This window comes from Sporosarcina sp. NPDC096371, assembly GCF_044762865.1.
GTDB lineage: Bacteria > Bacillota > Bacilli > Bacillales_A > Planococcaceae > Sporosarcina.
Map to the genome: position 1 here is coordinate 274,870 of NZ_JBIWFE010000001.1, position 14,354 is coordinate 289,223.

General features: G+C 42.9%; 13 protein-coding genes. 12 read left to right on the top strand and 1 reads right to left on the bottom strand.

Annotation, left to right across the window (positions count from 1 at the left end; all coding sequences use genetic code 11):
• The first annotated feature begins 261 nt into the window (after positions 1 to 261).
• Positions 262 to 420, top strand: coding sequence for an aspartyl-phosphate phosphatase Spo0E family protein (locus ACIQ0H_RS01215; protein ID WP_403409733.1), 159 nt, complete (start codon positions 262 to 264; stop codon positions 418 to 420).
• 295 nt (positions 421 to 715) lie between these two features.
• Positions 716 to 1,582 carry an NAD(P)-dependent oxidoreductase gene (locus ACIQ0H_RS01220; protein ID WP_403409735.1) on the top strand — a complete coding sequence of 289 codons (867 nt, stop codon included), beginning with the start codon at positions 716 to 718 and terminating at the stop codon, positions 1,580 to 1,582.
• Positions 1,583 to 1,834: 252 nt separating this feature from the next.
• On the opposite strand, the gene ACIQ0H_RS01225 is transcribed toward ACIQ0H_RS01220, so the two are convergent.
• A complete protein-coding gene (locus tag ACIQ0H_RS01225) occupies positions 1,835 to 2,305 on the bottom strand; it encodes a YkyB family protein (RefSeq protein WP_403409738.1) in 471 nt (156 codons plus the stop codon).
• A gap of 544 nt (positions 2,306 to 2,849) precedes the next feature.
• On the opposite strand from ACIQ0H_RS01225, the gene fadH reads away from it, so the two are divergent.
• The 10 genes from fadH to ACIQ0H_RS01275 all read left to right on the top strand — a co-directional run bounded on the left by fadH (position 2,850) and on the right by ACIQ0H_RS01275 (position 14,345).
• Complete coding sequence (fadH, locus tag ACIQ0H_RS01230; protein ID WP_403409741.1) at positions 2,850 to 3,608, top strand: 2,4-dienoyl-CoA reductase; 759 nt, start codon at positions 2,850 to 2,852, stop codon at positions 3,606 to 3,608.
• Between the two features lie 141 nt (positions 3,609 to 3,749).
• A complete protein-coding gene (gene cbpB / locus ACIQ0H_RS01235; protein ID WP_403409744.1) occupies positions 3,750 to 4,190 on the top strand; it encodes a cyclic-di-AMP-binding protein CbpB in 441 nt (146 codons plus the stop codon).
• Between the two features lie 67 nt (positions 4,191 to 4,257).
• Positions 4,258 to 5,745 (top strand): MDR family MFS transporter, encoded by a 1,488-nt coding sequence (locus ACIQ0H_RS01240; RefSeq protein ID WP_403409747.1) that lies wholly within the window; start codon positions 4,258 to 4,260, stop codon positions 5,743 to 5,745.
• Positions 5,732 to 6,625, top strand: a complete 894-nt coding sequence (locus tag ACIQ0H_RS01245; protein ID WP_403409750.1) for a transcriptional regulator CcpC — start codon at positions 5,732 to 5,734, stop codon at positions 6,623 to 6,625. The genes ACIQ0H_RS01240 and ACIQ0H_RS01245 overlap by 14 nt, the downstream gene beginning before the upstream one ends.
• Positions 6,626 to 6,725: 100 nt before the next feature.
• A complete protein-coding gene (locus tag ACIQ0H_RS01250; RefSeq protein ID WP_403409753.1) occupies positions 6,726 to 9,143 on the top strand; it encodes a hypothetical protein in 2,418 nt (805 codons plus the stop codon).
• Positions 9,140 to 10,069: an ABC transporter ATP-binding protein gene (locus ACIQ0H_RS01255; RefSeq protein WP_403409756.1), complete on the top strand. Its 930-nt coding sequence runs from the start codon at positions 9,140 to 9,142 to the stop codon at positions 10,067 to 10,069. Before ACIQ0H_RS01250 ends, ACIQ0H_RS01255 begins: the two co-directional genes overlap by 4 nt.
• Before the next feature lie 2 nt (positions 10,070 to 10,071).
• Positions 10,072 to 10,923: an ABC transporter permease gene (locus ACIQ0H_RS01260; RefSeq protein WP_403409759.1), complete on the top strand. Its 852-nt coding sequence runs from the start codon at positions 10,072 to 10,074 to the stop codon at positions 10,921 to 10,923.
• A 15-nt stretch (positions 10,924 to 10,938) separates the two neighbouring features.
• Complete coding sequence (locus tag ACIQ0H_RS01265; RefSeq protein ID WP_403409762.1) at positions 10,939 to 12,372, top strand: hypothetical protein; 1,434 nt, start codon at positions 10,939 to 10,941, stop codon at positions 12,370 to 12,372.
• Between the two features lie 108 nt (positions 12,373 to 12,480).
• The gene (locus ACIQ0H_RS01270) at positions 12,481 to 13,473 is read left to right on the top strand and encodes an AAA family ATPase (protein ID WP_403409765.1); all 993 of its coding nucleotides are present in this window, start codon (positions 12,481 to 12,483) and stop codon (positions 13,471 to 13,473) included.
• Positions 13,473 to 14,345, top strand: a complete 873-nt coding sequence (locus ACIQ0H_RS01275) for a DUF58 domain-containing protein (RefSeq protein WP_403409768.1) — start codon at positions 13,473 to 13,475, stop codon at positions 14,343 to 14,345. Before ACIQ0H_RS01270 ends, ACIQ0H_RS01275 begins: the two co-directional genes overlap by 1 nt.
• Positions 14,346 to 14,354 lie beyond the last annotated feature (9 nt).

Sequence of the window (14,354 nt, forward strand, 5' to 3'; positions counted from 1 at the left end):
TTATTCTTTTTAGCTTGATTCGGTAGAAGTTACCGAGGAGCCTCGAAAAATGATTGGACGTAAACACGCTAAAACATATTTTTTTAATCCTTTATAGTGTGCCTTAAAAACAGTGTGACGTAAAGTGTTTTCTGTTGTTATTCATGTTAACTGATCGTTTCGAACTATCTGAAGTAGGGTTGGATACCCTCGCTTTTTTTGTAAACATTCCTATATAATATGGGAGTGACTATGCTTTATCCCACGGATGGAGGGGTTGTCTTGGAGCGGAATGTGAAGGATGAAATAGAATTAATGCGCAAAGCGATGGTGGAGACGGCGGAAAAGCATGGACTAACTGCCGAAAAGACGATTGCATTCAGTAGAAAACTTGACAACCTCATCAACGAGTATAACAAACAAAGGGACTGCAAATCATAAGTGGAGTTACTGCTTTTTAGTGTGTGATGAAAGGTGAATGTAATCCTGTTTTGAAAAAAAGAAAAATATTTTTTCGAAAGATGTTTAAAGTATCGAAAAAACGGGGAAATTATAATTGAACACAGCAACATTCTCATTTCCCCCTTTTGAGGACGGTACCCTATTACAGGGTCCGTCCTCCTTTTTTTATTAATGATGCCACGGAGTATTTGCCCTTCTGTAATAAATGATGGAAAATAGTATGTACTCTGATAAAATGGACAGATGCTGAAAAGAAGTATAGGGGGAGATATAAATGGGAAAGAGTAAAATTGCATTTATCGGAACGGGTGTCATGGGTGCTTCTATTGTTAAACATTTGTTACGAAATGAGTACGACGTAGCTGTCTATACAAGGACGAAAGCGAAAGCGGTGTCACTTGTTGAAATGGGTGCAACTTGGGCGGAAACGGTAAGGGAGGCCGTAGCTGGGGCAGATGTGATCTTCACAATGGTTGGTTATCCGACCGATGTTGAAGAGGTCTATTTCGGGGAGGATGGCATCTTTGCGGGTGGTAGAGAAGGTCAGATTGCCGTTGATATGACAACGTCCAGTCCTGCGCTTGCCAAACGGATTGCTGAGAAGGCTACGATGCTGAAGATGGCATCCATTGACGCGCCAGTATCAGGTGGGGACGTTGGTGCGCAGAATGGCACATTGTCAATCATGTGCGGTGGAGACGAGCAGGTATTTGAGCGGATTTTACCAATCCTTTCAATCTTCGGTAAACAAATTGTCTATCAAGGTGTGGCAGGAGCTGGACAACATACGAAAATGTGTAACCAAATTGCGATTGCGACAAATATGATTGGGGTCTGTGAAGCCTTAGCGTACGCTGAGCATGCGGGGCTTGATGCTGAGACGGTGTTAGCGTCTATTTCATCGGGAGCTGCAGGTTCTTGGTCATTATCGAACTTGGCGCCTCGCATGTTACAAGGTGATTTCGAGCCTGGTTTTTATGTTAAACACTTTTTGAAGGACATGAATATTGCATTGCAGGAAGCGGAGGCGATGAATTTAATGCTTCCAGGTCTTCAACTTGCACGAGAGATGTACGATAAGCTTGTGGAACAAGGATTTAGTGACAAAGGGACGCAGGTACTATATAAAAGCTATAACTAGTCTTACGTAAAGAAAAAGGCGAATCACACCGTAACCCGGTATGATTCGCCTTTTTTAGGGTATGCCTACCTTATTGTCTTAGCTCGGGCACCTTTGCTTTTCTTATTGTCTGGCTCCGGGCGCCAGTCGCTCGGGTCATAAGCAATCAAGCTATGGGGAGGGATTGAACTCCATCCCTCCTTTGTGGCAAAGAACGCCACGTCGCTAGATCGACTTATGCCAGTCGCGTCTAGCAGGCGCCCTAGGCCATTCTTATTTGCCATCTAAATAAGAGGAACGGAAGCTTTGGCTGTTTTGAATTGAATGAATGGATCTTTTGCGAACAGTTTTTACTTTTTGCTTGACCACTGTTATCGGGTGTGGAGGATCGATATAAGTGGAGAGAAGTTCGCGCGCTGCCTTTAGACTCATCCGTTCTTGTGGGTTACGCGAAGCGGGATCTTGTTGTCCGAGGTGTGGAAGCGTATTGAAGTCTTCTTTTTCCGGGATTGTATGGAAGAGGAATTCGTCGCATCGGATGAGTACTGTGGAATGTTGCTTGCTAAACTTCGGATTATCGACAAAATGTAATCCGACTTTTTCTGCGTTGCCCGAATGAAGCAATTTGTCGATTGCCATTTTCTTTAGGGTATATAGTTGTTTGTTGTCGGGTGCGGTTTTAGCATGCCGATTGACCGTATAGATGGCAATTGCTAATTGGCGAATCGATTGTTTATTATCCAATAATAGGCCTCCTTTTGGAATGATAGATGATTACATATGTTCTGATAATACCAAGAATAAGTGGAATTGTACATATGTAACAAATTAATTTATCACATACTGGGCGCTGCGTGTATAGTTACTTTGGTATTGCTTAGGATTGGATGACTTCTATGCGATTACCGGGATGTCTGAATGTTTAGATACACGAACTGTCGAAGGTTTTGGGACTAAAGAATAGCATGCCCCTTAGCTGGAGAGGAGCCGCCAAAGATGAAATTTTGTCGGCTGATGCTTTCTTTATGATTTTTTCTTCGTTTATTTTTAAGAAACAGCATTTTTTTACTTGAACATTGTAGGGCGGCAACAGGCAACTAATCGCCCCGAAAATGCTCCAATGAATAATGAAGGTTTTAAGTCTTTTCTACCCGTGTTCTATACAAGATAATTGTTAATCAACTGACGTGTTAATTTATGAGAATTATCCACTTAATTGTTCTCGTCATGTGTTTGGGAACATGTTACAATTATGAGTGAATATTCATTCATATAGGGGGAATTACTAATGTTTGATGATAAGGTAATCATTGTAACGGGTGGTTCGAATGGTATGGGGAAGTATATGGCGAAGAAGTTTGCCGCGGAAGGTGCACAAGTTGTTATTACGGGCAGGGATATAGATCGATTGACGGCGGCACAAGCAGAAATCGGGGATTCTGCGCATCCATTCCAAATGGATGTACGAGATATTGAAGCCATCGAAGCGCTAATTGGTTTTACGGATTCGAAATTTGGCCGGATCGATGGGCTGGTGAACAATGCGGCTGGGAATTTCATCGTGAAAGCAGAGGAATTATCGCCAAATGGCTGGAAGACTGTCATCGATATTGTGCTAAATGGAACGTTTTATTGTTCTAGTGCTGTCGGTAAGTATTGGATTGCTAACGGGCAAAAAGGTTCGATTTTGAACATGCTAACGACGTATGCATGGGATGCCGGTCCTGGTGTTGTTCATTCGGCGGCTGCTAAAGCAGGTGTGATGTCCTTAACCCGGACGTTGGCTGTGGAATGGGGTAGACGATACGGGATTCGTGTCAATGGAATTGCACCGGGCCCAATTGATCGTACGGGTGGTGCGGATAAGCTATGGGAGTCAGAAGCTGCAGCAAAGCGTACAATTGCATCGATTCCTCTAGGGCGTTTAGGGCAGCCAGAAGAGATTGCAGAATTAGCCGCTTTCATCATGTCCGATAAAGCATCGTACATGAATGGTGAAATTGTCACACTAGATGGTGGACAATGGCTAAACCAATTTCCGTTTTAAGTGGCGCTAGATTCATATGATTGCCTAAACTCCGGGCATCCATTGTACATACCATACTTAAGGTTTGGTTAAACCTTTTATGGTATGATAGAGAGGTAGCTTCTATCATGAATAACGTGGCTACAGAGGGAGTTGATGCACATGATTTCTGTTAATAACAGGGATTTTCTTTTCACACCAATTGTGGACTATATCATTTCATCCGAAAAAGTTGCGCATGTTCAACTTGGCAATAATGCAGAACACGCCCTACTTGTACTAACGAAAACGGGTTATTCAGCATTACCAGTCCTAGATGCGAAATATCATCTAAAAGGGCTGCTCGGAATAGGGATGATTACAGATTCCATTTTAGGGATGGAACGTATTGAGTATGAACGTCTAGCCGATTTAAAAGTGGATTCCATTATGCAGACCGATATACCTTATATAAAAACGACTGACAGGTTCCAAAAAGGACTAGATCTACTTATTAACCATCCATTTCTTTGTGTAGTAGAGGAAGATGGGACATTTGCCGGAATATTAACGCGACGCGTCATACTAAAGCATTTTAAAAAATATATCTATTCCGTTGACTAACGAAACATAACGAATTGAGAGGCTCCATGGATGGAGCCTTTTTCTGTGGAAAGGAGCTTATAGAATAATGTACAGAACGAAACAAACAAAACGTTCATTGGTGCTTATTGCTGTTATGTTAGCCATGTTTGTTGGTGCTGTAGAGGCGACAATTGTTACAACAGCAATGCCCGCAATTGCTTCGGATTTGGGTGGGTTTTCAAGATATAGTTGGATATTTTCTGCTTATTTGTTGACGAGTACAGTTACTGTCCTTATCTACGGTAAACTAGCTGATTTATTTGGCAGAAAGCCTATCTTGTTTATTGGATTGACCATATTTCTAATTGGTTCCATACTTTGTGGTTTTGCCGTTTCGATGGAACAATTAATCGTTTTTCGGTTGATCCAGGGTTTGGGAGCGGGGGCAGTGATGCCGATTGCAACAACTATCGTTGGGGATATGTACACGACGGAAGAGCGAGCGAAGATTCAGGGATATCTAGCAAGTGTTTGGGGGATTTCTGCTGTATCCGGTCCTCTCATTGGTGGATTGATTGTACAATACATAAACTGGAAGTTTGTATTTTGGATCAATGTACCCCTTGGCCTGTTGGCGATGCTAGGTATATGGTTATTTCTTCATGAGCCGAAGCGGCAGAAAAAAGTTTCCATTGACTATAAAGGGGCAGTGCTACTTACCTTATCACTATCCGCCATCTTATTTTGGCTAAGTGAAGGGGGACGATCATTTGGTTGGACATCCTTGATAAGTGTAGTGTTAATTGTGGTAGGACTCGTTTTATTTATGCTATTTACTCATGTAGAACGCAAAGCGGAAAGCCCAATAATGCCGTTTGCTATGTGGAAAAATCCTGTCATTCTTTATGCCAATCTAGTGTCATTGACAACAGGTGTGGTTTTAATAGGAATTTCCTCATATTTGCCGACTTATGTCACAGGTGTGATGGAACAGCCGGCAATGATTGCAGGCTTCACATTGACGGCGATGTCCATTGGTTGGCCGTTAGCATCCTCTGCCGCTGGACATTTATTATTGCGGTATGGCCCGTTTTTAGTATCCTTTCTCGGTGGATTATCCTTGATGGTTGGTACGATTCTATTTGCTGTGATGAATGCTAGCTCCGGTCCATGGTGGGCGGCAATGGCAAGTTTTTTTGTAGGAATTGGCATGGGATTGACGAGTACATCATTTACCGTAACCATTCAAGGTGCAGTAACTAGGGAACAACGGGGATCTGCCACGGCCGCTAATATGTTCATGAGAAATTTTGGGAATACAATTGGTGCTGCTCTTTTTGGCGCCGTTTTGAACGGCTCATTAATGGCCCGTTTTCATAAAGAAAAAACGGATTTTACTTTGGAAGATATTAATCTGCTGCTGACGGATGAAACCAGGCGTACATTACCACGCGAAAATCTATTTACGCTTCAAGCTGCATTGGATAGTTCTTTGCAATGGGTCTATATCGGGGTCGCGGCTTTTGCGGTCATCAGTTTGCTACTGATATTACGGATTCCACGTGGAAAGGGGTTATCAAGTGACAACGACTGAACTTGAAATCATTAAAGCACTTGCTGAAGAAGGAAATATGAGGAAAGCAGCGGAACGATTATTTCTATCGCAACCGGCTCTTTCTCAACGGTTGCAGTCAATTGAAAAGGAGTGGGGGACTTTGCTGTTCATCCGCTCGCAGAAAGGTCTTGAACCGACGCCAGCGGGGGAATTGGTCATTGCGCATGCTAGGGAAACGATTTTGAAAAAGGAAGAAACGTTTGCGATGATTGCCTCGATGGCGGATAAGGTGCACGGGACATTGAAAATTGCCTGTGCGTCGATTGTCGGACAGACGTGGTTACCGCAAGTATTAAAAGAATATGTGGAGATGTATCCAGATGCCAAAATTTCACTGATGACGGGATGGAGCTCGGAAATTGTGAAGGCGCTTTACGAAGGTGATGCGCATGTTGGTATTGTACGGGGACAGGTGGATTGGAAGAGTCGGAAAAACTATTTGTTCCGCGATCATCTCTATCTTGTGGACCGTGAGATTACGTCTATCGATGATTTGAAGGATACGGATCGACCGTTCATCCAATTTAAAAGTGATTCGAACTATTTTATGGAAATCCAACGTTGGTGGCAACGCCATTTCCCGAAAAATCCAGGTCGTCAAATTACGGTCGATCAAATTGAAACATGTAAACAGTTGGCGTTGAATGGCATTGGGTATGCCATATTGCCGTCCATCACTTTAACGGGGGATGAAGATGTCAATAAAATTCCTTTGTTGAACAGTGAAGAAGAGTTTGAATTAACGCGAGATACATGGTTGATTGGGTATGAATCCACGTTTGCATTGAAACAAGTAGATGCCTTTGCGCAAATTGTACAGAAACACGCTGAAAGATTACAAAAAGATTACAATAAATAAAAGATTATGGAACTTTGATTTGTTTGGTTCGTACTAATATAGGAGCACTATTACTCTATTTACTATTTTAGTAATTAGTACCGACAGGAGGATAATGGATATGTGGAAAAAAGTTGCGCTGTTTGTCACGTTGCTGATGGCATCAATCGTCTTCATGCCGACTGCGTCAGCCCTTGCAGCACCGGAATTGAAGGTAAGTGTATCGGCGGGGCTTGATGGCAAAGCAAAGTATGGAAGAGGGGCGCCCGTAACGCTGACGATAGATAATAAGGGAACGGCTTTTAGCGGAGATATGGTCATCGATATGGAATATACCTATTCGATGGGCACCGGGGAAGCGTACCCGCTTGAAATTGGTGCGGGTGAGACAAAAACGGTTACTTTCATTGTTCAAAGAATGAATGATAACAGCGGTATGTATGGTATGGCAAATTCAAAAAAAATATTTTTCTATGAAGGCGGCTGGAAAAAAGGAAAGGTAATTGAACATAAAGGGTCGCAGAATATAACGACAACATTGCATTCTGATGACAACAAATTTAGTGTCCAATTTACTGATAATGTGGATCGCTTAGCAGCCTTAAAAACAGTGAGATACAGTAATATGTCACAAATGGTATTGATTGATGCCAATAAAATTGCTGCATCCAAATTTCCTGATGAAGCGGTTGGCTGGGGAGCGGCTAACGTTATCATTGTTGATGAATACCCAATAGCGGATTTAACTTCGGAACAGCAACAAGCGTTAATTGGCTGGGTACGCGCCGGCGGAATTATGGTCTTTGGTAGTTCGGACAATAGTCTTGCGGAAGCGGGTTTGTTTGCCGATTATTTACCATTAAAGCTACAAGGGAATACAGAAATGAATACGGCTATTTTGAATAAATGGGCGGCAACAGAAGATTTTACGGGGATGATTGCAGCCTATACTACGGAATTAACTGCGGATGCACATCCGTTACTTGAAGAGGGGAATAATGTATGGGCTGCCTATAAACAACTGGGAGAAGGCCTTATCATGCAAACGGCATTCTCTGTAGGTGATGAGCCTTTAGCTAAAATGGATGGTATGACTGCATTTTGGAATACGTTGCTTGAAAAAGGCGAACGCATGATTTATGGGAATTCCATGTCGCAGAATTATTATTATAATGATCCCATGGAGTCGATTGTCTATACGATAGGGAGTGCAAATGAATTATTTCCTTCATTTAAAGTGTCAGCACCCTTAATTTTAGGAATCATTATCTTTTATATGATTATTATTATCCCAGTGCTGTATTTTATTTTGAAAAGGAAGGATAAACGGGAATATACATGGTGGATTATTCCGGCAATTGCAGTGGTAGTCTCTGTTGCTATTTTTGGATACGGAGCAAAAGATCGAATTGCTCGTGCACAAGTTCAGCATACAGCTGTGCTGGATGTGGCACTTGACGGTAGTTTAAGTGGCTATTTTGCAGAATCACTACTAACCAATAAATCAGGGGACTTTCAAATGACAGCGCCGTCGGATACTACGTTGTATTCGTCACTGCGTCGAGACAACCTCTTCGGTTCTTCGTCATTTCCTAACCATAAAAGTACAATGCTAGAAAAAGATTTAACAGGTTCGACGGTCCATCTCCGTGATGCAGGTTATTGGGATGTTGCGACAGTTTATGGTCAATCGACAGTGGAGAAGGTTGGGACTTATAAAAGCCAGTTGAGGATTGACGATAAACAATTAACAGGTACGATTACAAATGATTTTCCATTTGCATTGACGGAAGTTTCCATTTGGTCTGGTAGTACGTTAATCCCAATTGGTGATCTTGGCCCGGGAGAGACCGTTCAAGTAGATGAAACGTTGAAGACTAACACGTTGTTACCTAGACGATCGATCTATAACCCGTATATGAATCCTGCAGCGTCTAATGGTGAAGATTTAACAAAGATGAGAAAAGACAGCCTCTTAACTTTTTCGGATGAACAAATGAATAAGACAGCAAAACCGGTACTCATCGGTTATACCGATACACAAATTGTTCCAATAGAACTGGTTCAAGGCAAACCGGGTATTTCATCGATGACGATGATTACACAGCCGGTCGAAGTAGATGTGACATTTAATAATACATTTACAGTTGTTCCAGAAATGATGAACATGTCGCTTGTTTCGGAGGATGCCCTGTATGAAGCAGATAAAATAGGCAATACAGTGGACGAATATTTTTTCCATGAACCCGTCTATCTTCAAACTTGGCAGCTACCGGAAGAGTTGAAAGGTATGAAATTGAAGTGGGCATCATTTGAAGTATCCAAAATACAAAAACAGTTATTTGATGTCAGTATTTTGAACATCAAAACAGGAGAATACGAGCAACAAGATGCTAGTAAATTCACCTTGACTGATAATTTAGATAGTTATCTATCGCCTGAAGGAACGGTCGTTCTTCGTTTGTTAGTAAAGAATGCACAAAATGGACAGCAAGGACGCGTTCCGCAGCTTAAGTTGAATGGTGAGGTGGCAAAATGATTGAAATTAAAGGGTTAACAAAGCGGTATGGAAAGTTTTGCGCGCTTGATGATTTAAATTTGACGCTTGCGGAAGGTACTGTTTTTGGCTTTGTAGGGGCAAATGGTGCAGGTAAATCAACAACGTTTCTTATTTTAGCAACATTACTGCAGCCGACAGCGGGAGATGTGTTCATCAACGGTGTCAACGTGCGGAAGAACCCTTCTGAAGTACGTAAGATGATTGGCTATATGCCGGACTTTTTCGGTGTGTATGATCAGTTGAAGGCGGAGGAGTATCTAGACTTTTATGGCGCTAGTTATGGCATTCCAGAAGCGGAGCGGAAAATCCTAATTCCGCAATTGTTGGAACTTGTAAATTTGTCGCATAAGCGCTATGACTATGTCGATCTACTGTCACGGGGGATGAAGCAAAGGTTATGCCTGGCGCGTAGTCTTATCCATGATCCGAAAGTACTTATCCTCGATGAACCGGCATCTGGTCTTGATCCACGTGCGCGTGTTGAAATGAGAGATATTTTAAAAACACTTAAAAAGATGGGCAAAACGATTTTAATTTCATCGCATATTTTGCCTGAGCTTGCAGAAATGTGTGATGAGATTGGTGTGATTGATAATGGTCGCCTAGTTGCACATGGTTCAGTTGCTGAGATTCAAGAAAAATTACGCGGTGAGCGGGTGATAACTGTTCGTTTGACGGATTCTTCGGATAAGATCATTGCCTTTTTCGAGGAGGATCCATTCATCACTAATATTGAACGAATGGATGATGGTGTTGGGATTACATTTTCATATAAAGGAACGGAGGACGATCAGGTTGGCTTGTTAAAACGGGCGATTCTTCATGATATTCCAATCCTTTCGTTCATGGAGCATATCACCAATCTTGAAGATGTGTTCATGGAAATTACGAAAGGGGACGACTGACGATGAAGATGAATTACAATAACCCTGTGCTGTTTAAAGAATTGAAACTGCGATTTCGGTCGCCCAAAAGTTTCGTGGGACTTCTTTTCTATTTAGTGGCGATGTGCGTTTTCGTATTTGGTTTTATCTTTACGATGATGAGCATGACAGGTGTCTCCTATTTTAGGCCGAGTGAAAGTGTACTGCTGTTTTCTTTCCTAGTATTTATACAACTGGGATTGGTTTTATTTATCACACCAGGCTTGACGGCCGGTGCAATCAGTAGTGAAAGGGAAAAACAGACACTGCCGATTTTACTGACGACTTCACAAAGTTCGTTTCAGATTATTTCGGGGAAATTATTGTCTTCCATTGCCTTTTTGCTACTACTGACAGTGGCGGGGTTGCCGATTTATAGTTTAGTGTTCCTATTTGGTGGTATATCACCAATGGATTTTGTGAAAGTATTTTTGTTTTTATTTGTGACGCTATTGGCGATGGGAAGCATTGGTATCATGTTTTCGACACTGATTCGAAGAACCATTGTGTCGATGATTGCAACGTATGGAACGATGCTGTTCTTATCAGCTGTCACAGGATTTTTATTTCTCATTGTGATGCAAGTGGTGCAGTTCAATTATAGTGGAGTGGGCGTACCACCCCCTTCTATAACGGGGCAAATTCTAGCGTCTATTAATCCGGCGGTGCTTTTCGCATCATTACTGTCACCAGGTGTGTCAGAGGCAATAGGGGAAATGACGCAGGTGAAATTCCCAATTTGGATTGCATATCTCATTTTTTATTTAACGGTTACTGTTTTATCTTTGTTTATTGCTGTGAAAAAATTACGTATCAATATGAAAAAATCGAAATGATAAGGAGATGGGCGAATGGAAAGGAAACCAATACTAACAAAGTATGTCAATGCTGTATTGGCTCGGCTTCGTTTTGAACAGGTTGTCCATACGCTACAAACGGGGTTGTTTACTGCAACCTTGCTTGCAGTAATTGTTGTCTTTGCTTCTCGACTATTCGTCTTGCCCTATTATGGACGAATCACATGGATTGTTGCGGTGAGTGCACTCGTGGCAACGATTATGTTTATGATCTATAAACGCTCGCGGAAAAGTGAAGCGATTCATAAGCTCGACAGTTATATGCCGGATAATCTATTGATCACTGCGCTGGATGATAAAGTCGGTGAAACACATCTTGCAGCGGCGCTTACCCAAGAAGCAGAAGCGAAGATTGCGACTGCCTTTGAGGGATTTAAGAAAAGGAAGAAGCATTATTTCAATCCGAAAATGTTTGGGGGCTTCATCTTATTAGCGACCTGCCTAACAGTGCTAGTCAGTTTTCCGTCCGAAGCACAGTTGGAAGCAGGAGCGGCTGAAAAGGAAAAAGAAGTGATTGAAGAAATGAAAAAAGAAGTTCAGGAATTGGTCAAAAAAGAACCAATTCCTGAAGTGAAAAAAGAACTACAGGATCTTGCAGAGAAGTTGCTTACAGCAGAACTGTCCGAAGACGTATTGAAGGAGCTCGTCAAGAAGCAGAAAGAATTACGTCTGAAAGAGCAGCGTCTTGCCGATAAGAAAGAGGCGGCAACAAAGTCTGACAATCCAGCAGATGCTTTGACGGATGCTGAGGAGCAAGAACTAAAGGAACTCGGCAAGTTAGCAGATAAGTTAGCCCGAAATTTAGGGAAAGCCCATAGTGCGTTGAATAACATAGGCAAAGCCCCTACACTGCCTGCTCTGGCCAATGCAAACACGAATTCATCTTCCTCCGCTTCAGGCGGTAAACCTGGCGAGGCAAGTGGTGAAGGTCAGGGAGAAGGAACTGGTGAAGGTCAAGGGGATAGCGAAGGCGATGACCAAAAGCAGCAGGATAGTGATAACAAAGGTGAGGGTCAAGGTGAAGGTCAAGAGTCAGGGCAGGGCGAAGGTCAAGGTGAGGGTTCAGGCCAGGGTACTGGCTCGGGTTCTGGTAAAGGATCAGGTTCTGGTTCTGGTTCTGGCTCCGGTCAAGGTCAGGGTCAAGGTGGTTCCGGAGCGGGTAAAGGATCAGGTGGCAGAAATCTGTTATCTGTTCCTTACGACCGCGTAGGTGAAAAAGGAGAATCATCGGTTGTGGGTGGTAATCTCGGAGAGGGCGATTTCATCGAGGAACGTGAAACGCAAGGTCTTGTGGAAAAGGGAACAATTCGCCCTTACAAGGAAGTTGTGGGTGACTATAAAGATTCTTACTTGAAGAGTACAGATAAAATGAAGCTGCCACCAGATTTACAACATATCCTGTCTGACTATTTCTCCTCAATTGAATGAGGAAATATAAGTACCTGTATAGACTGAGCTACGGCGCATCCTTTCCTAGCGCCGTAGCAAATTAAACCGGATTCTTTATTTCAACTTATATAGAATGGGAGTGTTGGAATGCCATATACACCAGAGCAGTTTAAAGAAATGAGCGGCAAGCTTGGAACAGTTAAAGAAGAGATTGGGAAATTTATCGTTGGCCAGCAAGAAGCGGTCGAGTTTTCCCTTTATTCGATACTAGCGGATGGGCATGCGTTGTTAGAAGGGCTTCCTGGACTTGGGAAAACAATGCTGATTCGAACCATATCAGAAGTCTTGGATTTGTCATTTTCACGGATTCAATTCACACCGGACTTAATGCCGGCTGACATTACGGGAACGAGTATTTTGGAACGGAACGAAGAAGGGATGCAACGCTTTGCCTTTAAGGAAGGACCAATTTTTAGCCAAATGGTACTAGCGGATGAAATTAACCGTGCGACGCCGAAGACACAAAGTGCTTTGCTGGAGGCGATGGGGGAAAAAACTGTGACGGTGCTGGGAGAAACTCGAAAAATGGCGCGTCCATTTTTTGTTCTGGCTACCCAAAACCCTATTGAAATGGAAGGAACTTATCCATTACCAGAAGCGCAAATGGATAGGTTCCTGTGCAAAATCCTGTTACCATACCCCGAGAAAGCGGAACTAAAAGAAATTATTTTACGTACGACGGGGGCGAAGAACATTGCGGTTCAAAAAGTGATGGATGCAGAAACCATTGTGATGGCGCAGGAAATGGTGAAAGAAATTGTGATTGCGGATGACATGATCGATTATGCAGTGGACTTAGTCGCAGCAACACATAATAAGAGCGGCTCTGCAGATGAATGGTCCAAATATGTTCAATACGGAAGTGGACCACGTGGCCTTCAGTCTATCATTAGGCTGGCAAAAGCTCGTGCACTCGTAGCTGGGCGTTATCATGTATCGATTGCGGATATTAAAACGGTCGCCAAACCTGCATTACGTCACCGTATTCTGATCAATTATGAAGGCGAAGCCGAAGGTGTCGATGTCGACGGCTTAATCACTAAATTGCTTGAAGAAGTACGGCAAGGAGCCTCGGTGTAATGAGTGGTGAATTGTTCCCCGATAGACTGACAAAAAGACTTGGTGCCCTATCCATAGTCTCGCGGTCTGGGCGACTCGGACATCATAAAGGGACACATCGTTCTAGAAAGACGGGTTCATCGCTTGATTTTTCCGATTTTCGGGAATATCATCCGGGTGATGATTTGCGTCATATTGACTGGAATGTCTATGCACGAACGGATAAGCCGTATATTAAACAATTTCTCGACGAGCAAGAGATGCGCATACATATTGTGCTTGATTCGACAAAGTCGATGGGGGTAGATGGCAAATGGGATTATGCCCGTCAACTAGCCATCGCACTTGGGCATATCGCGCTAAAAAGTGGCGACACGGTGTCATTTTCAACGTGGACAGATGAACAAGATTATTTTTATAGAAGAAAAGGCACTGCGCATCGAGCCTCACTTACAAAATTCATTTCTTCAATTGACACGCCAGGATCAACAAGTAATTTTACGGATCGAGCACTGCGTCATATTCCAAAAGCGGTAACGGTTCTGTTTATCATTACAGATGGACTGGAGGAAACGGACAAGTGGGAGCATCTTTTCCGTCGTCTACCGGGCATTTGTGGGGATATACGCATACTGACCATTCATTCAAAACCGGAAGAAGCCCCCGATTATGAAGGGGATGTCCGCTTTATTGATAGCGAGAGTGGTGCAGGCGTCGAAGTGACTGTGACAAGGCGTGCAGTGCAGGATTATTTGGATACCAAATCAGCACATGAAACCCAATTGACCGCACTTGCTGGCAAGTTTGGGATTGACCTGATACGTGCGGAAGTGTCAGAAGGAGTTATGGAAACGGTGACGAAAAAAATGCGCCATGCAGGTTGGCTGCGATAGGAGGGCAAC